General features: G+C 39.2%; 13 protein-coding genes. 3 read left to right on the top strand and 10 right to left on the bottom strand.

The features are described 5' to 3' along the window. Nucleotides 1-79: 79 nt before the first annotated feature. The 4 genes from ACEQ81_RS06190 to ACEQ81_RS06175 all read right to left on the bottom strand — a co-directional run bounded on the left by ACEQ81_RS06190 (nt 80) and on the right by ACEQ81_RS06175 (nt 10,888). Nucleotides 80-1,489 (bottom strand): Gfo/Idh/MocA family protein, encoded by a 1,410-nt coding sequence (locus tag ACEQ81_RS06190; protein WP_411029980.1) that lies wholly within the window; start codon nt 1,487-1,489, stop codon nt 80-82. Nucleotides 1,490-1,654: 165 nt separating this feature from the next. Beyond that, a complete protein-coding gene (locus tag ACEQ81_RS06185) occupies nt 1,655-3,325 on the bottom strand; it encodes a RagB/SusD family nutrient uptake outer membrane protein (RefSeq protein ID WP_411029979.1) in 1,671 nt (556 codons plus the stop codon). A gap of 27 nt (nt 3,326-3,352) precedes the next feature. Further along, entirely contained in the window at nt 3,353-6,565 is a 3,213-nt protein-coding gene (locus ACEQ81_RS06180) for a SusC/RagA family TonB-linked outer membrane protein (RefSeq protein WP_411029978.1), read from the bottom strand. 375 nt (nt 6,566-6,940) lie between these two features. Continuing rightward, nucleotides 6,941-10,888 (bottom strand): response regulator, encoded by a 3,948-nt coding sequence (locus ACEQ81_RS06175; RefSeq protein ID WP_411029977.1) that lies wholly within the window; start codon nt 10,886-10,888, stop codon nt 6,941-6,943. A gap of 738 nt (nt 10,889-11,626) precedes the next feature. Between ACEQ81_RS06175 and ACEQ81_RS06170 the strand changes: the two genes are divergently transcribed. Both ACEQ81_RS06170 and ACEQ81_RS06165 read left to right on the top strand, forming a co-directional pair. Further along, nucleotides 11,627-13,348, top strand: coding sequence for a purine-cytosine permease family protein (locus ACEQ81_RS06170; RefSeq protein WP_411029976.1), 1,722 nt, complete (start codon nt 11,627-11,629; stop codon nt 13,346-13,348). Then, nucleotides 13,348-14,832, top strand: a complete 1,485-nt coding sequence (locus tag ACEQ81_RS06165; protein WP_411029975.1) for a mannitol dehydrogenase family protein — start codon at nt 13,348-13,350, stop codon at nt 14,830-14,832. The genes ACEQ81_RS06170 and ACEQ81_RS06165 overlap by 1 nt, the downstream gene beginning before the upstream one ends. Nucleotides 14,833-15,130: 298 nt before the next feature. Here the strand turns inward: ACEQ81_RS06165 and ACEQ81_RS06160 are convergent, their stop codons facing one another. The 5 genes from ACEQ81_RS06160 to ACEQ81_RS06140 all read right to left on the bottom strand — a co-directional run bounded on the left by ACEQ81_RS06160 (nt 15,131) and on the right by ACEQ81_RS06140 (nt 22,566). Continuing rightward, nucleotides 15,131-16,540 carry a hypothetical protein gene (locus ACEQ81_RS06160; RefSeq protein ID WP_411029974.1) on the bottom strand — a complete coding sequence of 470 codons (1,410 nt, stop codon included), beginning with the start codon at nt 16,538-16,540 and terminating at the stop codon, nt 15,131-15,133. Between the two features lie 12 nt (nt 16,541-16,552). Further along, complete coding sequence (locus ACEQ81_RS06155; RefSeq protein ID WP_411029973.1) at nt 16,553-17,704, bottom strand: alpha-hydroxy-acid oxidizing protein; 1,152 nt, start codon at nt 17,702-17,704, stop codon at nt 16,553-16,555. Between the two features lie 13 nt (nt 17,705-17,717). Beyond that, the gene (locus ACEQ81_RS06150) at nt 17,718-19,088 is read right to left on the bottom strand and encodes an FGGY-family carbohydrate kinase (RefSeq protein WP_411029972.1); all 1,371 of its coding nucleotides are present in this window, start codon (nt 19,086-19,088) and stop codon (nt 17,718-17,720) included. Nucleotides 19,089-19,098: 10 nt separating this feature from the next. Then, entirely contained in the window at nt 19,099-20,379 is a 1,281-nt protein-coding gene (locus tag ACEQ81_RS06145; RefSeq protein ID WP_411029971.1) for a sugar isomerase, read from the bottom strand. Between the two features lie 81 nt (nt 20,380-20,460). Next, nucleotides 20,461-22,566, bottom strand: coding sequence for a bifunctional aldolase/short-chain dehydrogenase (locus ACEQ81_RS06140; RefSeq protein WP_411029970.1), 2,106 nt, complete (start codon nt 22,564-22,566; stop codon nt 20,461-20,463). Nucleotides 22,567-22,750: 184 nt separating this feature from the next. Here ACEQ81_RS06140 and ACEQ81_RS06135 point away from each other — a divergent pair, with 184 nt between their 5' ends. Next, nucleotides 22,751-23,791 carry a GntR family transcriptional regulator gene (locus ACEQ81_RS06135; RefSeq protein ID WP_411029969.1) on the top strand — a complete coding sequence of 347 codons (1,041 nt, stop codon included), beginning with the start codon at nt 22,751-22,753 and terminating at the stop codon, nt 23,789-23,791. 225 nt (nt 23,792-24,016) lie between these two features. On the opposite strand, the gene ACEQ81_RS06130 is transcribed toward ACEQ81_RS06135, so the two are convergent. Then, entirely contained in the window at nt 24,017-24,790 is a 774-nt protein-coding gene (locus ACEQ81_RS06130) for a GntR family transcriptional regulator (RefSeq protein ID WP_411029968.1), read from the bottom strand. Between the last annotated feature and the right edge of the window lie 3 nt (nt 24,791-24,793).

Below are 24,793 nucleotides of genomic sequence, written 5' to 3'. Positions count from 1 at the left end.
AATAAGGTTTAACCTACACTCATTATATAAAATCAAATATTGGGTACTAATAGTGCACATATGGATCTGTACGGGTTTTCTACTTCTGAGCAAACTTCATTGCTTTAGGATCCCAGTGGATAATTTTTTGTTCAAAATAACTTTTGTTAGCGGATAGGGCTGCCGCAGCGGCCCTGAATCCAAAAACTGCATCTTCGGTTACTTTACTATCTGTCCGTATAGAATGGAAGAAGTTTTCAAAGTGATTTACATGATCGCTATATCCATCACCAACCCTAAACTCCAGTTCTCCTTTTTCTTTTACCGAGGGAGGTGGTGATGGGTACTTGTTCTTATACCATTTTTCAAATTCATCACGATTGGCTTTATCAAACGTATCAAAGGAATCCCAACCGTCATAACCGGGTTGATCGGACACTTTACTTCTGGTAACCCGCACTCCAGAATCTCCAACGGACATTACACCTTCTGAACCAACCAAACGTATTCTTCCACCACCACCATTACCATCTATAAAATTAACTCTTACCTGCATATTGAATGCAGGATGGTTGGCACTTTTGGGGAAATCATAACAACCTATCATCACGTCCGGTACGTCCCTGCCATCTTTCCAATACCGTAAACCTCCTGTAGTGTAAATTCGATTAGGCCCTTCGGAACTTATGATATAGTGAATCCCTGAAAAAAGATGTACAAAAAGATCACCGGCCACACCTGTGCCATAATCCCTAAAGTTTCGCCATCTAAAAAATTTGATAGGATCATAATCTGTTTTTGGAGCATCTCCCAAAAAACGCTTCCAATCTATAGTTTTTTCCGAAGCATCCAAAGGAATGGAATAATTCCATGCACCAAGGTTGGATTGGCGATCATTCCAAGTTTCGGCCAATATGAGTTGCCCAATAGCTCCTTGCTCATAAAGCTCTTTAGCTTTTAGATAAGCTAATGAACTTACTCTTTGACTACCTACTTGAAATACTTTTTTGTTTTTTCTTTGATTTTCGATTACGGCCCAACCTTCTTCAATATTATGCACCATGGGTTTTTCACAATAGACCGCTTTCCCTTTATCCATGGCATCCATGGATATTCTATCATGCCAATGATCTGGCGTAGCTATAATGACAGCATCAATATCGTCCCTATCCAATATTTTTTTATAGTCTTTGGTAGTAATCACGTCCTTACCAAAGACTTCTTTGGCACTTTTTAACCTTCCGTCGTATAAATCACAAACAGCTACCAGTTTTACGCCCGGTACTGCAAGTGCAGCGCGGGTATCATTGAATCCTTGGATGCCCATACCAATAGTAGCAATTTGAATTAGATCGTTGACAGCATACGTTTTTTTATCCTTACTAAGAATTTGATACGGTTTCAATGAATTATTTCCTAACAATAATCCAGGAGCAGTACTCGCAAGCAAAGTGGTACCCGATAATTTTTTAATGAAAGAGCGTCTTTGATTAGATTTTGAATTTTTCATAAATGATAGGATTCTATATTATACCGTTTGATTTAGACCTTTTTTAAGCTGAACCTGTTAAAGGTAATAGTTCTGACATTACAGGTGGTCATAGGAACCAAAGGGTAATCCTTTTTTTGGCTTACCCTTTGGTTAAAAAATTAATGATTTATCCTGTAGTTTTGTCTATTGCCACTCTGGATTTTGCGTTAATACACCATTACTTAAGTCAATTGCCTCAAGCGGAATGGGAAAAACGTTGTGTCTGGGTTGAGCAGGGATTCCCAGGTCAATTCCAGGAATCGTTCGTTCTTCATTGGGGAAATATGTGTTTATAGTCTGCTCTAAAACACCCCATCGTACCAAATCAAAATAACGATGTCCTTCCATAGCCAACTCCAATCTACGCTCAAAACGTACCGCTTTTTTTGCGAAGTCTTGATCCGGAAAACTGAGATAAGGTTCCACTTGGTAATTGGTGGGGGGCACACCATCAACAGTGGGTACCTGAGTAGAATTTTTGGCGCGGTTCCTAATACGGTTTACGTAATCTAGGGCGGTATCAAGATCATTGATCTCCACCAAAGCTTCTGCTGCCATTAATAATACGTCTGCATATCTGATAATATTGTAATTGATACCAGAGCGATCCTGACCCCAGGCACCTCCTGTAGAACGCGCATCGGGTTCTTGAGCGCGATACGTGTTTTTAGCGGCAAGGTATGGCCCCCCGGCGGCTTGGACACGGACCCAAGTAAATCCTGGATTCCGTCCAAAACCATTAAAATCAATATCACGGCGACCAACGGTATAATCTAATCTTGGATCTAACGGACCACTGTGAACAGTAAACGGCTCATCGGACTCAATTCCTTGGTCGTTAGTAACATCGGTTTGGTTCCAAGTATCTAGCAATGGTAGTCCATTGCCATCTGTCTGGTAGGAATTCACCAGATCCTGCGAGGGTTGATAAAAGCCACAGCAAGTACCTAATGGTCCACCACCAGGATGATTTAATGCTCCTCCCCGGTTTCCATTAAAAGAATCACCTCCATCATTTAAAAATTGAATACTAAAGACAGCTTCTGGACCATTTTCACCAGCAACTGTAAAATTATCCACGAATTCGGGATTTAACGCGTAAGGCCCATTATTGATTACATCCTGTAAAACTGTAGCTGCTTCGGTAAATTTACCTTGGTATAAAAGTACCTTACCCAAGTATGCCTTTGCGACCCATTGATCTGCTCTACCAACATCACTTTTTATAAGAGGTAATTCTGCTATAGCTGCTTGAAAATCTTCTTCGATTTTATCCCAAATAGGGCCTGGATTTGGTTTATTGGGGTCACTTAGATCTTCTTCGGTAAGAAAAGGAATATTTCTAAAGGTACGCTGTAATTCAAAATTAAAATGTGCCCGAAGAAATCTTGCTTCTGCAACTTGTCTGGTCAAATCTGCATCTTCTATGGCCGCCGCCTGTTCTATTACCGCATTGGCACGGTTTACACCAGCAAAAGGAGCAATCCATTCATCCCTAATATAAGGGTTGTTGGTTGCCCAATCATAATGCTCTAAAAGATAAAGTTCGTTCTGATCGCCATTGGTAGCTCCTTTATGTGCATCGTCGGAAACAACGTCGAACCACCAATTGTCCCCACTGGATAAAAAGTCATTGTTAAGACCAAACCTAAATCCGTCAAGCATAGAATATGTGCCAATTAAAAGCAAATCTACCCCTTGTTCATTGGCTAAAGCCTCTGAATTAAGACTACCCTTAGGGGCAATCTCGGTAAAATCGTCTGAGCAGGCATACACTACAAGTCCTGCCAATAATAGTATCAATAATTTTTTCATAGTATTATGTATTAATAATTGTAATCATTAGAAAGTAACGTTAAGACCTAAAATGTATGATCTTGGTTGTGGGAAGTTTCCGTTATCCACGCCTATAGTAAGGTCTGCAGAAGGTGAATTTGGTTCATCTCCTACTGTATTACCAATTTCAGGATCTGCTCCTAAATAATTTGTAATCGTAAACAAATTTGTTCCCTGTATATACAACCTTGCACTGGACAGCCCCAAGAATGAAGCTTCAAAATCATACCCGATCTGAAGGTTTCTCAAACGTAAGTATGATCCATCTTCCACAAAATATGAATTTGGCTGTGACTCGTTGTTTTTAATACTGGTGCTTAAGGCAGGTAAAATAGCGTTGGGATTATCTGGTCTCCATGAATCTACTACACGTGTGCTACGGTTACTATTTAAGAAGGTTGGAAAATCACTTTCAATTTTAGAGAAATTATAAACTTCGTTACCTTGAACACCTTGAAGGAAAAGCGTAAGGAAGAATTTTTTGTATGATAAATTCGCATTTATGCCATAGGTAAAATCAGGGTGTGGATCTCCAAGAACTGCACGGTCATCATCATTAATGGTTCCGTTGTTATCCACATCCCTATAGCGGAATCTTCCAACACCGTCTTCTGGCGTTGCAAAACCCTGATCGGGCGCAGCTGATACTTCGGCTGCATTTTGAAAAATCCCCACAACATCACGTCCAAAGAAATGCGATATAGGCAAGCCATTAGAACTTCTTGTAATTACTCCTGATCGGAACGTACTTCCATTAATAAACGCATTTGGATTGTCACCGTTTACCTTTACTAGCTCATTTTTATAGGCTGAAAAGTTTATACCAACATCCCATTTAAGAACAGATTCTTGATTGGCGTTCGTATAATTAAGTGTAATATCCACTCCCTTGTTATTTACTTCCCCTCCATTTATGAAAGGTGCCGAAGCGTCAATAGCTGTTGAAGGCAAAGGGCTTTGAATAATCATGTCCCGAGTGGTGTTATTAAAATAATCCAAGGAAAAACCGAGGGCATTATCAAAGAATCTAACATCTACACCAACATTCAACTGTTGAGATGTTTCCCATTGCAAATCTGGAGTTCCTAAAGCAGATAGCACGGCCCCTGTTGCTACGGAACCGCCATTTATTGGATAAAACCCTATTTCTTGTTGTGCTTCAAGGATATTAACATTAGGGTTGGGTACTGGAACGTCTTGATTTCCCAGTTCGCCGTAAGAGGCCCTTAATTTAAGAAAGGAAAGAAGACCATCCTCTCTAAAGAAGTTCTCGTCGCTAATGGCCCATCCTAGACTAATAGAAGGAAAAACTCCTGTGTTGTTTCCATCAGAAAACCTAGATGTCTTATCACGTCTTAATGAAAAAGATGCTAAATAACGATCTTTAAACGAGTAATTTAGATTGAATAAATATGAAAACAACGTACTGTTTTCAAGACGACTATCAATAATTGATGGGGTACCTGTACCAGCTCCTAGGACAAAGAAATCAGTATCTTCTAAAAGAAAATTCTGAACCCGTGTTTCGTTAACCCTAAATTCATCGCTCACAGCTTCTATACCTCCTAAAATCTGAAAATTATGATTTCCAATTATTTTGTCCCATCTCAGTGTATTGCTCCATACCCAAGAAGTTGCCCTACTGTTTAATTCAGTCAAGGCATTGGTTTTAGGTTCTGGTGCTTCTGGGTTGGCTCTTGAAATATCGTTATCCAAACGATCATTAATGGTAAAACCATAGGTAGATTTGAATTTAAAGTCATCAAGAATTGTAATCTCGGTATATACATCACCAAAAATTCGGAATCTACGGTCAAAGTTGTCTCTACCTCTAGTTAATTCTGCTACTGGATTACTCACATTACTGAGCCCGGCAGCTGTAGATGGACCTCCGCCACCAAAGTTTCCTCCTTCATCAAACACGGGGACCAGTGGAGGCATGCGTAATGCGTTACCGAATTGATTTTGTTCTAACTGATCAGTAAAGCCTATATTAAGATGCTCTCCAACTCTAATATTATCTGTAATATCAAATTCTGCATTTAACCTTGTAGTCAAACGTTCAAAACCGGTGTGAATCTGTATGCCTTCCACATTCTGGTATCCTACTGACATCAAATACCTGCTTTTTTGGTTACCTCCACGAATCGATACATCGTAATTTTGGATAAGTGCGGTTTGAAATATTTCATCTAACCAATCCGTATCAGCTGACCTAGTAATTTTGTTGTTAATCTCATCATAAGGCTGAGCATCGCTTCCCCTTATAAATTCTGGAATTACAGGCGTTGCGCCACTACCATATTGAGGATGTGTGGGGGCAACACCATCATTGATGAAACTTTCGAACAGTACCTCACCCAATTGTTGGGCGTTGAGAACGTCTTGGGATTTTGCCAATTGTTGAAAACCTATATATGAATTAAAACTTAATTTCGGTTTTTCATCTCTTGTCCCTGACTTTGTTGTAACAATGACCACACCGTTGGAAGCTCTTGCTCCATAGATAGCCGCCGAACCATCTTTTAGAATGTTTATAGCTTGAATATCATTAGGGTTTATCTGACTTAAAATACTACCATCGGTTGTCTGTACCCCATCAATGATTATCAAGGGGCCATTATTGTTGGTGGTCCCTAAGCCCCTGATCCTTATCAAGGGCGTACTACCAGGTTGCCCTCCACCTACTACGGTAACCCCGGATGCCCTTCCTTGTAATGCTTGTCCTGCATTTTGAATCGGTACCGCCAAGGCTTCTTCTACATCAACTTGGGACATGGCGCCAGTTACCGTTGTTTTGGATTGTGTGGTATAACCTGTTACTACAACCTCATCCAACTGGCTCGCATCTTCCTCAAGAGCAGCATTGATGACCGATTGTCCATTGACAGGAATTTCCTGTGTAGAAAAGCCAATATAGCTAAACACTAACACGGCATTTTCAGCGGCCACAATGCTGTAATTACCATCAAAATCCGTCTGGGTTCCATTTGTGGTTCCTTTCACCAAGATGTTTACACCAGGTAACGGAGCACCTGAAGCATCGGTAATAGTACCTGTCACTGTAGACTGTACGATTTTGTTTACTTCGAATTTTGTTTCAGCACTTGCCATGGTCCAATGGACTCCAAGGCAAATCAATATTGAGAAAAACCTAATTTTAAAGCAACTTACATTCCTTTTAGGTTTTAACCAATGACAATTAATTTTTAGACTCATAATCAATAGTATTTAGTTAGTTTGTACATAATAAACTGCCCATTTCTGAAATCAATAAAGGATAGGTAGATCCAATAAATCAAGGATGTACAGTTTTCAAGTGGTGAAGATATGTGTGCACTAAATGGATGGGGTCGGCAAATAGTTTTATGTGGTAGAAATACTATCAATATGCATTTAGGTAAAACATCCTTGGCCTTTTTTATTTTTAGGTCTTGATTTTATATGTGCAAAACAGTGAAATTCAAACGATATAATGGTTAAACCGCTTGAAGTACCGGTAAATAAGTACATCAGTTGTAGCGGAGTCCATGGCGGAAAGCCAAGGAACTTGGACCATATTCGGATTAGAAATATAAAAAAGGCTACATCGACTTAAAAGTCTTGATCAGAAACTTGAATTGTTTCGTTTCTTTTTTCAGAGAGAAAGACCGAGGGGCTCTTCCCGAAGTATTTTTTAAACAAGGTTCCAAAATATTTTGCGTCCGAAAAACCTACATTATAAGCTACCTCACTCACATTGTAATTGTTGGTCAACAGCATGGATCTGCCTTTTTTCAACCGTATAGTTCTTATAAACTCATTGGGAGAGATGTCTATCAATGATTTCAGTTTATGATAAAAGGACGTCCTGCTCATACCCATGGCCTCGCACATATCTTTTATGGAAAATGTCACATCACTGATGTTTTCTTCAACAAATTGAGTGAGTTCTTTCATGAAATTATCATCAAGTTCGTTTGAAAACTCGATTTTTTCTTCTTCATGAATCAAAAACTTATTTTTTAATACCAATCTGTTCTGCAACAAACCTTCCATTTTGCTAAAAAGCAATTCGAAATCGTAAGGCTTAACTATATAGTCATCTGCACCGCTTTCTAGGCCTTGTAAGACATTTTCCTTGGCCTCTAGACCTGTCAATAGAATAACAGGGATATGACATGTTTCAATATTTTTCTTCAAGCTCATGCATAACTGAAGTCCGTTCATTTTAGGCATAACAATATCGCAAACTACTATATCGGGTCTGTTTTTCTTTATGACTTCAAGCGCGGTGTATCCATTGGAAGCTGTATCTACCCTAAATCTGGCACTCAATTTACTTTTGCTAAAATTCAGTAAATCCTCATTATCATCTACCAAAAGTACTTTTGGATTAGCAGTAACTTGATGTTCATTTTCCTGTAACCCTTCAACAGTTTCAGTGCCTTTGTCCGAATGTCCCAGAATAATAGGATGTTCATAAGGAAAAGTAAATGAAAAAGTAGAGCCTTTAGGGGAAGATTCTTCAAGGAACACTTTTCCACCCACTAATTTAGCCAGATCGCTTGCAAGGACCAATCCTACACCTGTGCCTAAACTTCCAGATTTTTTTGCGTTGGGGGCCCTGTAAAAAAGTTGAAATATCTTTCGCTTTTGGGAATGTACGATGCCAATTCCAGAATCTTTTATCGAGATTTTGCATTTTTTCTTAGTGGCAAGCTTCACCGATACTTTCCCATTATGCAGGGTATATTTAATAGCATTGGACAGTAGGTTGCCGATTATTTTATCGAAAATCTTCTCATCGGCATTGATCATAAAGTGGGTAGTATCAGAATCTAAAGAAATATCAATGTTCTTTTTGTCCGCTAAGATTTTAAAGGCAAACACTTTGTCCTGTATGAATCGAACTAAATCTATTGGATAAAGAACTTGAGTCTTTTTTCGCAACCCGAAATGTCTAAAGTCTAAAAACTGCATCATTTGTTGATGTACCTTTTCCGCATTTTTTAGCGCTATATCAATACCTTGTTGTAAAGAGGCATCCATTTTGTTATTGTTCCGCAGATCGGTTAATGGTGCCTTGATCAACATAAGTGGAGTTTTAATCTCATGGGCAATGTTGACCAGATAATGCAGCTTTTCTTTGGAGTGTTCCGACTTAATTCTCAAACCGTTGGAATAGATTATCAGTGTCAGTAGCAATATTACAATTACAAAATAAATCAAATAGGCCCAAGCTGTTTTCCAGAATGGAGGATGTATGATCAATTCAACTTGCTTTTCCTTACCCATCATATCCTCCTTGTTTCCTACCATTCTTAGTTTGAATGTATATGACCCCGGATTCAAATTGGTGTAACTTGCCCTGGATGTGCTTTGATCGGATATCCATTCTTCATCAAAATTTTCAAGTTTCCATTGAAAATTGCCTTGATCGGAATGTAAAAAATCAATACTGGTGAAACCAATGGAAAATGAATTTTGATTATGTCTCAACTCAATCAGCTCAGTATCGTTCAAAGATTTATCAAGCGGTGAGTTATCTCCATCCAAAACACGTTTATGATTCAAGTAGAATTCATTAAAAGCCAAGGATTTATCTGATGTTACAGGATGAATTTCATCCGGATTAAAGGTAATCACTCCGTCGTTTGTCCCAAAATACAACTGGCCATCAGTATCTTTAAAAGCAGCGTTATAATTAAAATCAACAGAGATCAATCCATCAGATTCGGTGAAATTACTAATGTTGTTTTTTCCATCAACTCTTGAAATTCCTTTTGATGTACTGGCCCAAACATTTCCTTTATCAACGGTGAGTGCAAAAATTCGATTTGACAGTAGCCCATTTTCCGATGTAAGCCTAACCACGGTATTTTTGAAAAAATTGATGATAAAAAGGCCTTCATATCGAGTACCGACCCATAATTGTTTGTTCATATCCAGCACCATACTTGAAATCATGGTGGTCTTCAACCTAGTAGTGTTAATAATATCCAATTCTTCCGCAATTCCTTTGTCCGTATTGAAAACCACAAGCCCGGAAGATGTGCCAAGGGCAAGTTGTTCAGTCGATAAATCCAACATCGTCTGTACATTACCAAAAGCAAAGGGGTAGTGCCTAACCTTTTGCGTGATAAGCGAATAACAAGTAATCCGTTTCTTGTCATCATCACTAAACCAAATTAGATCGTTACTACTTGCAAATACCTTGTTAAATCTATTTAAACTTAAGTCCAAGGGGAAATTCTTGGTGCTGGTATAATCACCACCTTTTGTACTTTGAAATAATACTAACGAATCGGTATAAGAGGTTGCCCATAAGTTATTCCTTTGATCAACAGCTATGGACCTGGAATTGGACATATGCTCTGCACCACTATGCTCAATTTCTAGGTGTTGCCAATTATCTTCTTTTTTGTCCCATACACTAATGCCCTTATCTGTCCCAAATCCAATAACATCCGGAGATATTTCAAACAGCATCATTACAACATCGTTGCGTAGCGATTTTTTTGTGTTGGGAAAGTGTTTAATAGATGAAAAATTTAAGTTGCTTGGACTATATACATTTAACCCACCACGCCATGTCGACACAAAAAACACACCAGTACTATTACGAAAAACCTGTTGAACAGATCTAGAGCTTAAAGCACTTGGCCCAATGTCTTGGTCACTTATTTTTTGTATTACTTTTTGTTGATTTAGATTCCAAATAAGTAGACCTTCCCCATCAACACCAATAATTACTTCCTCTTTTGAGAATCGTTCAAAACTACTAATCTTAAGGCCTTTAAAACTTTGTAATCCTTTTGGCCTGATAAAATCAAAATTAACAAGGTTAAAGACGCATAATCCCAACTTTCTTGACCCGATCCAAAGTCGGTCATTCTCTTCATCAACAAAAAGAGAACTTATTTCCGAATCTTTTAATCCTATCTCTTCCGATGAGCTGACATCCAATAGATTATATAGAAAGTTTTGATTACTGTCTAGCACTACTACTCCGTTGTTGGTTCCTAGGTAATACCTTAGTTTATCATCTTGTATTATAGATGAGGTGGTGTGTTTCACTATTGGAATTCTATGGAACAATACGCTATCCGGATCCAATACCAATACGCCATCTTCCATACCAAACCATAAATGATTATTATGATCTATGTGGAAGGTGAGAAAGGCCTGGTCTGATTGATCTTTGAGCATCAGGAACAGTACGAACTCATCTTTGCTTGGATTGTAATGGTACAAAAGGCCTCCAAGTGTCAACAACCAAATCTCATTGTTGGAATCTATTTTTAAGTAGTATTCAACATCATTGACCGTTCGGTATTCGTATAAACTTGGCAAATTGTAGTGTCTGAAATTTAATCCATCAAAACGATCCACACCTTCTTCGGTTGATATCCAGATAAAACCGTCCTTATCCTCGATAGTCGAAAAGACCGTATTACTGCTTAAACCTTCCCCTACGCCATACTTTTGAAAATTAAGGTTTTGTGCTTGTGATAAAGTGCACAAAAAAATGAAGGAAATCGTTAAGTGAAGTCCTGACACAACTTTTTTCCTTCCGTATCCAAGCTTGAAAATGCGCTTTAGACAACAACATAAATTCGACATGGTCTCAATCTATTTTAGCTTGTACTCCATTAACAATCTTTTGAAAAACGGATACCATAAATGGGTTTACTCTTTTAAAGATACTCAATATTCACCTCTTATAAGGAGGCCTTTTAAACTCTCGGTCAACTAATTGAAGTCGATTCCTAAAAACATGAACTCAACAGCTCGTATAATTATCAAAACAATTGAATGGCATTTTTCTAATATAAGAAAATCGAATCTCCTCAGATTTTATACGCATTTTCAAATTTGGTAAATTAGGTAACTCTAAGATTGATGAGGTTGAAAAACAGTTAATAGAAGTCGAAACTTTGTCAATATTCTATACAATTGATAATATCAATACATAACCATCTCACTATTGACATGCTCTCTCTTTTGTATCGGTCTAAATCAGAAAAGGTAAGAGCAGGCCCACTTTATCAAGGTCGTTCCTATAAAACGAACATTTTATGAGGCGTTCTCTTTTTCTTCCTTGGTTCCATTAACTGGCCGTATTATACAACTATGGATAATATTGAAAAAGTCTTACATTGTACTGTTTTTAAATATAGCCAGAATCATTTAGTGTATTCCCAAACATAAGTGCACCGAACCGAATCTTTTATTCTAACAAGTGAAACGCACCAATAAACCATTCGCAAGAATCCAATTTCTAGCACCAACCTGAAAATGAATACAACCAAAGATTATAAACAGTTTGAAAACTTAGACGAAGAGCAACTACCGATTTCCAAACATAAATTACATGATTGGACTCATTTTGCGGGATTATATGCTGCTGAGCATGTGGCCGCTACCGAGTTTGTTATTGGGGCAACGTTTGTAGCATTGGGTGCAAAAACAATGGATATTCTATTGGGACTATTGATCGGGAATGTTTTAGCAGTTCTTAGTTGGACGCTCATTACTTCTCCCATTGCGGTGGATACCCGACTAAGTTTATATACCTATCTCAATAAGATTGCGGGCGATTCCATGACCAAACTCTACAATTGGGCCAATGTCATCATTTTTTCAGTAATTTCCGCGGCTATGGTTACAGTATCGGCTACAGCGGTTCGTTTTGCATTTGATATCCCTGCCCAACTGAACTGGTATCCGACCAATTTTTGGTTCATTTTGATTGTTTTTGGAGTGGGAATAGTGGTGGTATCCATAGCAATATACGGTTTTAATGCAGTTTCCGAATTTTCTGGTATCTGCGCTCCCTGGTTGTTTGTAATGTTTGCCAGCGGGGCAATGGTGCTTTTACCCGCCTTGTCTGTAGCAGTTTTGGAAAAGACTTTACCAAGCGGTTGGAACGATTTTATAGCCTTAGGGAATCAATCCATATGGACCGGAATCGATAGTAACGGAGAGCCCGGTATTGGATTGATCGAGGTGATCGGTTTTGCTTGGGCCGCAAATACCATTACACATTTCGGCCTGATCGATATGGCACTGTTACGTTTCGCGAAAAAGAAAATTTACGGTTTGGCCACAAGTACCGGAATGATGTTTGGTCATTATGTCGCTTGGATCGCCGCAGGTATCATGGGCGCCGGAGCAGCAGTGATTTTAGGAAAATCCATAGTAGAACTTGACCCCGGAGATGTTGCCTATTATGCTTTAGGTTGGTCTGGATTTGTCATCGTTATCGTGGCCGGCTGGACCACCGCCATCACTAACCTTTATAGGGCAGGTTTGGCTGCGCAGGCCATCTTCTACAACCACTCTAGGAAGAAAACTACGCTCACCGTCGGTTTGGTAACCATTGCAATTGCTTGTTTCCCCTTTGTGTTTTCGCAGATTCTTCCGCTGCTTACCTATGCCGGCCTATTGGTTGTTCCCGTCGGCGGGATCGTATTTGCCGAACATCAGATCTTTCCCCGAATAGGTTATACCCGCTATTGGTCGTCCTATCGTCAATTGACATTTAGTACCCCGGCCATAGCCTCATGGGTGTTGGGGCTGTTATTTGGGTTTGGGCTGAATGCACTTAATGTGATGTCCTTCTTTTACCTATTTATTCCCACATGGATTTTTACCATCCTTGTATATACCTTCTTGGCCGCGCGTTATGGTGCCAAGAAACAATATCCGGAGGAAGAGAAGCTGGAGGAAATCCGCAATGAAAACATCGCAGCTTATCAAGAACAAAAAGCCCTATTGGAGCCAGGACGTATAAAAGATAACTCCCTTTTCTCCAAGATACTGAGAACGATATCGATTATTACATTACTAATTACCTTGGTACTTGCCTTTATCGTCATGTTCGGAAGTTCAAATGAAACAATTTATGTGGAAAACCGCGAAATATTTTATCGATATGCATTTATCTGTACCCTACTGTATTTCGTTACGGCCTACTGGGTACTTAAACGTGGAAAACAAAGAATTACTGCAATATAATGGAAAACATTGTTGCACTTAACCAAAAGAATTTGGTCCATATTTCTGACCGTATTTCCTGTCCGGTTTACGATCGAGATGAAATAACGGCAGGAATGGTCCATATTGGTGTCGGTGGATTTCATCGTGCCCACCAGGCTTTTTATACTCATAAACTTCTTGAAAATTTTGAGGCTTCGGAATGGGGTATCCGCGGAATAGGGTTACGAGAGGGCGACAAAAAAATACATGACGTTCTAAAGAAGCAAGACGGTTTGTATGCGCTTATTGTAAAACACCCGGATGGAAAGATAGAACCGCAGATCATCGGCTCGATTAACGATTTCTTATTAGGGGTGAATAATCCAAGTGCCGCTATAGATCTCATGGCCCACCCGTCTACCAAAATTGTCTCCCTTACCATTACCGAAGGTGGCTACAATTTTAATTCATCAACGGGAGAATTTGACTTTGAAAATCCGGACATCCGGCACGAGTTAAAACATCCTGACCAACCAAGGACCATATACGGGTTTTTAACCGCTGCTCTAAAAAAGCGCCGTGATGCAGGTTTAGCAGCATTTACCGTTATGTCTTGCGATAACATTCAGCACAATGGCGATGTTACGCGGAATATGTTGCTGTCATTTGCCAAGCGACAAGATTCCGCTTTGGCCAATTGGGTTGAAAAGGAAGTTTGCTTTCCCAATAGTATGGTTGATAGGATAACTCCAGTTACAAACCAAGCAGATATTGACTACTTAGAGGAAACCTTCGGATTAATAGATGAATGGCCTGTAATCTGTGAACCTTTCGTACAATGGGTTATAGAGGATAAATTTTCAAATGGACGACCCAAATTTGAAGAGGTAGGTGTACAATTCGTACCAGACGTGAAACCTTATGAAAAAATGAAACTCCGATTGCTGAACGCAGGCCATTCTGTGCTGGGTATATTGGGTGCTATTCACGGGCATCAAACCGTGAATGCCTGTATGGGAGACCAAACTTTTGTTACCTTCTTGAGAGCCTTTATGGATGAAGAAGCCACACCCATATTGGGCGAAATTAAGGGCATTAATTTAAAACAATATAAAGACAGTTTGCAAGAGCGCTTTGCCAACCCCAACATAAAGGATAGTGTTAGCCGAATATGTTCCGAGAGTTCTGCCAAGTTACCCAAATTTTTGATTTCCACTTTAGAGGAAAATTTGGCCCAGGACGGAAGCATTCAATATGCGACCTTAGTGATAGCAACTTGGTGTTATTACAGTGATAAAGGGGTCGATAAAAACCTGCAATCCATCGAAATCATAGATGTCATGGACGATGAGCTCCACCGAGCGGCCAAGCAGACCCAAACGGACCCCTTGGCGTTTGTTAGACAGCAATCCCTTTTTGGTAATCTTGCTAAAAATGAACGATTTGCTATGTTATACACCGATATGGTCCAAAAAATCTATAAAGATCCCGATATCAAGAAACATATGCTAGAACTGCTTTGAAGGCTGCATTTCTGATATCCCCAAAGTTCGTGCAATTTTGGAACACTATAAGGCTGAACAAAGACATTTAAATTTCTAGTATTGCGTGGTTTGAAATATGCCATAAATTGTTACGCATTTTTTTCAAAATAGGGTGCCTATAGATCGTTTTGTCTTTTTGGTTCCACCAAAGCAATAAATGGATTGCTTTGAATATAAATTCGCTTAAGACCTAAATTATAATTCTAAGTGGTATATCGAGTTGATTTCTTTATCCAAGCACATATTATTTAAGAATAAAATTAGCTTAACCTCTTGGTTAGAGTACCGTTGTGCTTTTTTGCCACATCTTACTAAAAACCAAAAACAGAACCCCACAAAGCAACCACGCCGGTAAAGTCACAAACGAAAGGAATACATCAAACTGTAGCGATATAAAATAGAACAACCCAAAGCTTATGGCCCATGCGAAGAATACCGACTTATTAAATTTGATATTTGCTACTTCAGCATAATTTTTAATTATTCCGGCTTGTTTATGGTAAAAATGCTCAAATACGATGATTGCACCAAAAGGGGCGAGAATAAATCCGTACAGAGCCACAAATCCCAATAACTTCATTGCGAATGCAGGAAAAAGACCAGCAATCGTTGCGAAGGTTCCGGCCAGAATAGTAACCCAAAAGGTAGACAACTTTGGCATGACAGCCTGAAACGCTAATCCCGCTCTGTAGATGGTTGGGTTAGCTGTTGTCCATCCTGCCAAAACCACGGCGATAATTCCGAAGAGACCTATTGCATTATTTGCTAACGGTCCAGGTGCTACTGGCGGAGCTTCCCCACTAGATAAAAATGCTTGAGCCTCAGGCGATTTGACGTAGACTGCATACAACAAGGCAGCTGCTATCCATGCCATGTAATGGCCAACGTACATTCCGGCAGCGGAAGTCCAACCGGAACTTGCTTTTTTTGCAAACCGGAAAACAGAAAGGTCAGACATGCCGATATGCATAGCCGCGTTGGCAAACCATGACCAAATGACCACATGCCAAAAAGTATATTTCATTTGTCCGGGAAAGGGTTTGGACCCTTCTCCCCAAATGTTCCAGAAATCTGAAAAGCTTTTAACCCCTAATTGGTTTAACGCAACGATGCCACAGGCAACAAATGCGAGTACAATAACGGGAGACATCCAATTGGCCGCTTTGGATACGGTGTCATATCCTTTGGATGCAATCAATGAAATTACCGCCCCGATGATAATGACAATAATGACCCAAGTGGCCCCATTCGGCATAGTATCGGTCAATTTTGGCATTTCCATATCAAAAGGAATCCCGACTGCAGTAGCCGAAACCGTTATCATAGCGCCAGCAAGGAAACAGAATAAAATTCCGTTAGCTAAATTGTATCCTATCACTAATTCTTTCCCACATATTTTCTCCAAGTGGTAATAAAGCGTCAATCGATTTTCAACGGCGATTTTTGCCGTCAGAAACCGCCAACTTAATACAGCCAAAAGATTTCCCAATAAGAGACCAACAATCAGGTCGAAGGCGCTTACACCTGCAGTTAGGAACAAGGGACCTATCATAAATTCGGTGCCTGCAGCATGCTCACCAGCATACATGCCTAAAAAGCTTTTCCAACCTTTTAATTTAGATTGGGGAACCGGCTCCCTTTCAAACTCCCCGCCGGCGATTTCCTCCTCAATGTTATATTGACTCATTTTAAATTGGGTTTAATTAGTGATGAGATGTTTTGGCAAATCTTCTACACGCTCGCAGCACAATTGGTCCATAACCTGTTTGAACTGTGTTTTTAACATCGATATGGTGTGGTCTCCACCTTGATTGCCTAGCGCTCCACAACCATACAGAAAAGACCTTCCCATAAAGGTAAACTTGGCACCACTTGCCATGGCTCTTGCAATATCTGGTCCTGATCGAAGGCCACTATCCATCATGATCTCTATTTGGTCACTATATTTAGCAGTGATTTCCGAAAGGGAATTTATGGTGGACTGCGCGGCATCTAATTGTCTGCCCCCATGGTTGGAAACGATAATACCGTCAAAACCCATGCGTATGGCATCTTGGGTATCTTGTTCAGATGCAACTCCTTTAAGCACTAATTTTCCTTTCCATTTATCACGAATTGGTTTTATGCGCTCTTCGTTCAAGCGACCTGAGAAAGTCTTGTCCATGAACTGACCTAACTGTTTTAAATTAAGCCCTTCAGGTGTGTAAGGTTTTAAGGTTTCAAAAGTGGGTTGACCATGTTTTAAGGTATTTAAGGCCCAAGTTGGTTTGCCTATGATTTGTAAAATATTAGTGAGGGACATTTTAGGAGGCAATGCCAAGCCATTTCGTATATCCCTAGGTCTATAGCCAAAGGTAGGTACATCACATAGCAATACCAGAACGGGACACCCCGTGACCTCTGCGCGATTGATAATATCGTCGCGTAACGCATCCTCCATAGGATTGTATAATTGAAACCAGGCATTGCCTTCGGTCAATTCGCTAGCACGCTCAATATCCATGGTGGTAACCGTGCTAAGTACAAATGGAATGTTGTGCGCAAAAGCCGCCTTTGCCAAAATCTCAGGAGAATTGGGCCACATCAAACCTTGAAGGCCAACAGGTGCGATACCGAAAGGAGCATCGTATTTGATGCCTAAAATGGAGGTTTTCGTGGAGCTAACACCGTAATTCCTCAGATACCTGGGCTGCAGTTGCACCTCTCGTATCTCCGAGGTATTTCGAGAAATACTTACGTCTTCATTACACCCACCATCTAAATATTCAAAAGCGAATTTAGGTATACGCCGCATGGCTTTGTTTCTCAAATCGTCCATGGAGGGATATGCGGAATTGAATTTCGTGGCCATGTAAAAGAGTGTACTAAAGAATTAAAGATTTATGTTTTTTTAAAGCGTAGTTTTTCTTTAAGAATTTGGGTGTTAAAGCAACATCTGAAATGACAATTGCGGCACCCAAAGCCGACCCTAATGAAGAATCTGTGGTACTGAGTTTCATGTTCTTTAAGTGTTGAGAGAGTAATTGAATATAGACCTCATTATCACTAAACCCTCCATCAACATAAAGCCGCTCGATTTTTGTATTACCAATGGCAGACCTTATCCTTTTCTCTTGCAATAGAACCAATTCCAATAGCAACTGATGATACGCATGTTCGAATTTATCATACGGTATTGTGGTCTCTTCGGGCATATCTTCGGAAGCAATACTTGACCATTTGAACATGTGCACGAAAGCTTTGTTGATTTCAAAAAAGGTACCCTGATCAAATTTTACCGTTTTGTGGTAGTCATTACCAACATTAAAGTGTTTGGACAGAGCCTTTACTTGAAGCTTATATTCGTTTCCAAGAAACAATGTAGAAACTCTTACCGGGCTTCCATCTATTCGCATATTGAAAAGAGAGCCATTCTCCATATCCTTCAATGAAAGCATTTCTTTGTTGAAAGGGTTGATAGAGATACTCCAAGTACCCGTAGAGACCAATAAAAATGGTTTAGTAATACTTCGGATATAAGGGAATAACGCAGAGGAACTGTCATGAATGCCGGAACCGATTTTAATGATTTTACCCTTATAATTTATGGGAATTGTTTCTCTGGAAGAAGCAATAGGGGGCAATTTTTCATGAATTTCCTCTCGATACACCCATGCATGATAGTCTTTTTTCCCATAATCCCAAAGGATAGTGTGGCAACCAATGCTTGTGAATTCACTTACCGGAATTCCAGTGAATAGATAACTGAGATATTGCGGAAGGTGCAGTGAATACTTTATTTTTTTAAATACATTTGGCCTGCCATATTTGAGCCAGTACAGATGCATGCCAGTATTTAGCATGCCCAATTTGGGGGATCCTGTTGTTCTAGAAAGTTCATTCTCAGGTCCGTATATATCATAGAAGGTATCATAAACCTCATCTTTTAAAGGCTTCATGTAATTGTAAAGAGGCGTAAGTACTTTCCCATTTTCGTCAATATGAACCAAACTTGCCCCGTAGCACGAAAAATTCAAAGACACTATCTCATATTCCGGGGAATTAAACATTTTGTCAAAAACTTCCTTTACCCAGTTTTCCAGGGCTTCCAGGTTTTCGGTAGGATACCCGTCCTCATCTGTAATTTCATCAAAACGAATATATTCGCGATACACCTCTTGAAAGTTCGAATCAAAAAGGAAAAATTTTTTGTTCGTCCTGCCAATATCAAATACAGCGATTACCTTGGTTTTCATTGCTATGCAATTATAGTCCGGATGCTACCGAATCTGCCCCTCTTTCCTTAATTAAATTTTCTCTAATTTTTAAAGAGCGATATGTTTTAATGGGGTTTACCGCTCCACCTCGATTTAATCTTGCTTTTTCGAGAAGTGGCCTAACATCCGTGCGATAGGCATCTTGAATAATCTCTTGACATTTTACGACATCATGATTTTGTTGTGCCTCAGTCAATAATTTTTGGTCAACCAACAGTGCTTTCGCATAGGCCTCTTGTATTGCTTCCAGAGATTGTATTAAGTCCTCCAAGGGGTCTTTGATATTATGACTGGCATCAATCATCCATGCAGGGTAAGGGTTCTGTGGATTGTTTTCCATTCCATAGACCAAGGCGTTGAAAATAAGAAACAAGGCATAAGGCTTTACACTCCCAACTGTTAAATCGTCATCACCATACTTACTATCATTGAAATGAAAACCACCCAATTTTCCTTTTAACATTAGGATCGAAACAATTTGTTCGATGTTGGTGTTTGGTAGATGGTGCCCTAGGTCAACCAAAGAATAGGCTTTCGCTCCACATTCATTGGCAAGCATAAAGGAAGTACCCCAATCTTGTATGACTGTGCTGTAAAAATTGGGTTCGTAAGGTTTGTACTCGATAAACAGTTTCCAATCTTCGGGAAGTGTTTTATAAATATCCTTCAAACTATCCTGTGTATGTTGCAACGCAGTCTGAAAATTACTCTGCCCCGGAAAATTCGCTCCATCCGCTAGCCAAACGGTTAAACTTTTAGAACCTAGTTTATCTCCGATTTTTATTACTTCAATATTATGTTCTACGGCCTGCTCACGAATAACCTTGCTGGTATTGCTCAACGAACCAAACTTATAGCTCTCTTTGCCTTTTTTTTGGTCTTGAAAAGTGTTGGAGTTTACCGCATCGAAGACGATATCATAAGAGTTTGCTAGATCTTTGATGGCGTTATAGTCTTTTGGAACATCCCAAGGTATGTGTAATGATATTGCACCAGCGGTTTGAGTAAGGGTATGCAATATTCCAATATCTTCTATTTTTTGCTCCAGATTTGAAGGTTCACCTTGAAATTTAAAACGCCCAAATCGAGTACCTCCAGCACCTAAGGCCCAACTGGGTATCGCTACCTGAAAGTCCTGAAGTTTTTTAATAAGGGTATTAACGTTTTGACCATTTTGTGAAATAGTATTTGCTAAAAAATCGAAACACCTATTATGCTCCGAAATGTCCTTTTTATTTATATTGTCAAGCTGATTTTTGTTTAATCTCATATAGGTTCTATTTATTTATGGTAAACTAAACTTCCATGAACAAAGAAGCTCATGGAAGTTAAAAAAACTAACTCAAACAACCTACCTTACAAAAGCGTTGGGCATTCCACCATCAACATTGATGATATTTCCTGTAGTCTTATCTAAAATGCCCACACAGGCAAAGACCCCATTGGCAATATCTTCAGGATAAATAATTTCATTCAAGAGATTACGTTTTGCATAAAATGCCGGAAGCTCATCAACTTCAATTCCATAAGCTTTGGCACGACCTTCGGCCCAATCGCCTTCCCAAATTTTACTTCCAACAATGACACCATCAGGGTTTACAATATTCACACGTATTTTATCACCACCTAACTCTGCGGCCAATAAGCGGGCCATGTGCTGCTGGGCGGCCTTAGAGGTTCCATACCCCACGTTATTGGGGCCTGAGACCAATCCGTTCTTACTTGCAATACTAATAAAGTCGCCACCCAAACCTTGCTTACGCATGATGCTGACCGCCAGTTTTGCAAGCTCAAATTGCCCTTTTACCAATACGTTTTGGAGAAGATCCCAGTCCTCTTCAGTGGTCTCTTCAAGTGGTTTTGAAATCGCCAAACCGGCGCTGTGCACTACGATATCGACGCCACCGAATTCTAAACAGGCTTTTTTGTAGGCTTCGGCAATGGAACCACTTTTTGTTACATCGCATATAGCATAACTCGCCATATCTCTCGTATAGGTTTCCAAACCTTCCTTGAGCCTATCTTCGGCAATATCGGTCAATATGACATTGGCGCCTTCCTCGGCCAATTTATCGGCAATAGCCTTACCGATACCTCCGCCTGCCCCTGTAACTAATGCTATTTTTCTAGACAAGGGTTTTTCCTTTGGCATGCGCTGTAATTTTGCTTCTTCCAACAACCAGTATTCGATATCGAACGCCTCTTGTCTTGGTAGTGAAGTATATTCGGTAATAGCCTCTGCACCTCGCATAACATTAATAGCGTTGACGTAAAATTCATTGGCCACACGGGTGGTCTGCTTATTTTTTGCAAAACTGAACATGCCCACACCTGGATAAATAATAATTACAGGATTGGCATCTCTTACAGCGGGGCTATTTGCGCGTTTATGCTGGTCATAGTATGCTTGATACTCTTTTCTGTATTCCTCGAAGGCGGGCTTCAATTTGTTAAGGATTGCTTCTGTATCTGTAAGGTCTTCCCTGGTATCCAATTGAAGTACTAGGGGCTGAATCTTAGTTCTTAAAAAGTGATCGGGACACGATGTGCCCATAGGCGCCAATCGTTCCAAATCGTTACTGTTTATATATTCCAGTACCACATCGCTATCGGTAAAATGACCGATCATTCTTTTTTCCGAAGAACATAACCCTCGTAGCATGGGCATAAGTTGAGCAGCTTTTTCTAGACGCTCCTCCTTGGGAAGACTTTCTATTTTTTGCCCCCCGAATACGCTACCATTTTCCTTTATTTTATTTTCTATGAACTCAGAAGCCATTTCTATGACCTCAAGACTGTTCATATAACATTCGTATGATGTATCTCCCCACGTAAAAAGCCCGTGGCTGCCTAAAACTATTCCTCGAATACCAGGATTGTCATTTAAGCATTTCTCCAATTGCAATCCCAAGTCAAAACCTGGTCTTTGCCAAGGTACCCAACCCATGGTATCGCCCCAGATTTCCTTGGTCACTTTTTTGCTGTCCTTCGCAGCCGCTACCGCGATAAGTGCATCCGGGTGTAAATGATCGATATGTTTAAACGGGAGTAATCCGTGTAAGGGAGTATCTATTGAAGGTGCTTTACTATCCAGATCATAAATACAATGATTAAAGAGGCCCACCATACGATCTTCATCGGCCAGACCACCATAAACATTTTTAAGGTTTCGAAGCCTTTCGGTATATAAACCTGCAATTCCGGCCTTGGTTAAAGTGCCAATATCTCCCCCTGAACCTTTAATCCACATGACCTCCATTTCTTGATTGGTAAGTGGGTCTTTTTCAATGGTTTTGCAACTCGTATTTCCTCCGCCATAATTCGTAATCCGGAGATCGGCACCTAAAATATTTGATCGATATAGAAAAAGTGCAACTTCATCATTCTCTATAGTTTTTGCGGTAGTATCATCCCAGAGGTAGTCCACAAATTTAAATTGTAGTGATCTATTTTTCATTAGTATGGTTATCGTATTTGTGGCAAAAATAAATTACGCGACAAAACTTTCTGTCCTGTACTGTACCGTTTTATTCAAGATTAAGAAATAATCAAAGTAGTTTCGGAATAGTGATCGTTTAATTCTTTTTATTTGTTTAATTAGCAAGTAATTTAGAAGAATTTTAAGATACGTTGTCATGGAAATGTTCAAGCATATAAAAATCGATGAGAACTCAAGAATACCTAAATATAGGCAGATTGTAGACGCAATCATTCATAATATTTCAGTAGGAAATCTTGAAATGGGCGATAAAATTCCATCAATAAACATGTTTAGTGAAGAGTTTTTACTTTCTAGGGATACGGTTGAAAAAGCATACAATATTCTAAAGAAACGACAGATAATTACATCGATTAGAGGAAAGGGATATTACATTACCAGGACAAAATTGATTTCAAAAGTCAATATTCTTTTTTTGATCAACAAACTGAGTTCTTATAAAATGAGGGTTTATAATTCCTTTGTCAATAGTATTGGTGGCAATTCACATACAGATCTTCATATCTACCATTGCGATGAAGATTTGTTCTTGAACCTTTTAGAAAAAAATAAAGGAGCATATGACTATTACATTGTTATGCCTCATTTTAAGACGGACAAACTTATGCATGTCAGTTTTACCGATGAAGTTGTAAAAGCTGTAAAAAGAATACCTAAGGAAAAATTAATTATCATGGATAATCCTATGCCCAAGGTGGATGGGGTGTTAATAGAGATCTATCAAGATTTTGAAAATGATATATATAATGCCTTGCAAGAAGGCCTTGCAAAGATTTCAAAATACGAGAAGTTGATACTGACATATCCTGAAAATTCTGTTTATCCGTATCCAAAAAGAATCTTGCATGGATTTCGGAAGTTTTGCGTAAACCACTCGCTTGATTTTGAAATTTTGGCCGAGATTTATGATGATATGGTTCTAAAAAAAGGCGATCTTTTTATAACCATTGGAGAGTCTGATTTAGTGAATCTTGTCAATCAAATACGAGACAAAGAATTTAAGTTAGGAAAGGATATTGGCGTGATATCCTATAATGATACGCCATTAAAGGAATTGTTGGGTATTACCTGTATTTCAACGGATTTCAAGGTCATGGGCGAAACCGCCGCACGAATGATTTTGGATAAAGAAAAGGGGAAAGTTAAAAACCCGTTTAATTTTATCGATAGAGATTCAATTTAAATCCATTAGCCGATCTCTAAACAAATGATGTCTTTTTTTTCGTGTGGTCCGTTAGCAAACTTTTCGGTTACTTATATGCAATCTGCGCCTTTTTGGATGCGCCGTTATCCTGTTTTTTGTACTGCTTCGATTGTTTAACGGCACTTAATTTAAAATGGGGCCATTGGGTAGAAATGCAGAATGCAATTTTGGGCTTTTTACTTTGTTGATATTTGAGGTAAAATACTAACTTTTGTGTTTCTCCCCAGAAAATTGCGGCTTCGCTATAATACTGAATTTATATTTATCACCCCTATAATACGATTGCTCCATTTCTACGATTTCGCCATCATCACTAAAGATAGCGCCATCTAAAACAAACACAGCCATTGGAATTTCATTCTCAAAATAATTTTTGGGATCAAAAGATGTAAGAATGGTATTACCCAATGTCCTCTCCACGTTTTTTAGTTTTATATTGTATATATTTTCATACATTGAAATTAGGGAGCGATTATCCAAATCATACATGTTGATTTTCGGACAAAGTGTAAGTGAAATATATCTTGTTTCATCTTTTAATAAAACTTCGTCAGCATATCTAAGTCGGTGTATTTTTAATACCGGACCTTTTATAATATAATGATGATTGTTAATGTTTGATGAGATTCCATCCTCTAAAATGGTTTTTTCCAAAACAATATTTTTTGGTGTAAACCCCTCCCTTATCAAATTGTCATTGAAGCTTTCTTTAACAGCATGGAAAGGTCCAAGAACTCGAGTTAAATGTCTATCCTCAGAACGGTTTAAAACAAACGTACCCTTTCCTTTTATTCTCTTAGCCCAACCTTGTAACTCAACCTCCAAAAGGCTCTTCCTTGCGGTAGTGTTGCTAACGCAGTACATTTCAATCAATTCATTTTCAGACGGGACTTTATCACCTGGTTGAAATTCACCCGATTCTATTTTCTGAATTATTTCTTCACTAATTACTTTATATTTTGGAATATCCCTCTTCATAAT

Source organism: Spongiimicrobium sp. 3-5 (assembly GCF_046557915.1).
In the GTDB taxonomy this organism is placed as follows: domain Bacteria; phylum Bacteroidota; class Bacteroidia; order Flavobacteriales; family Flavobacteriaceae; genus JBHEBG01.
Note: the sequence above shows the minus strand (reverse complement) of the source record. Positions and strands in the feature narration are given on the sequence as shown.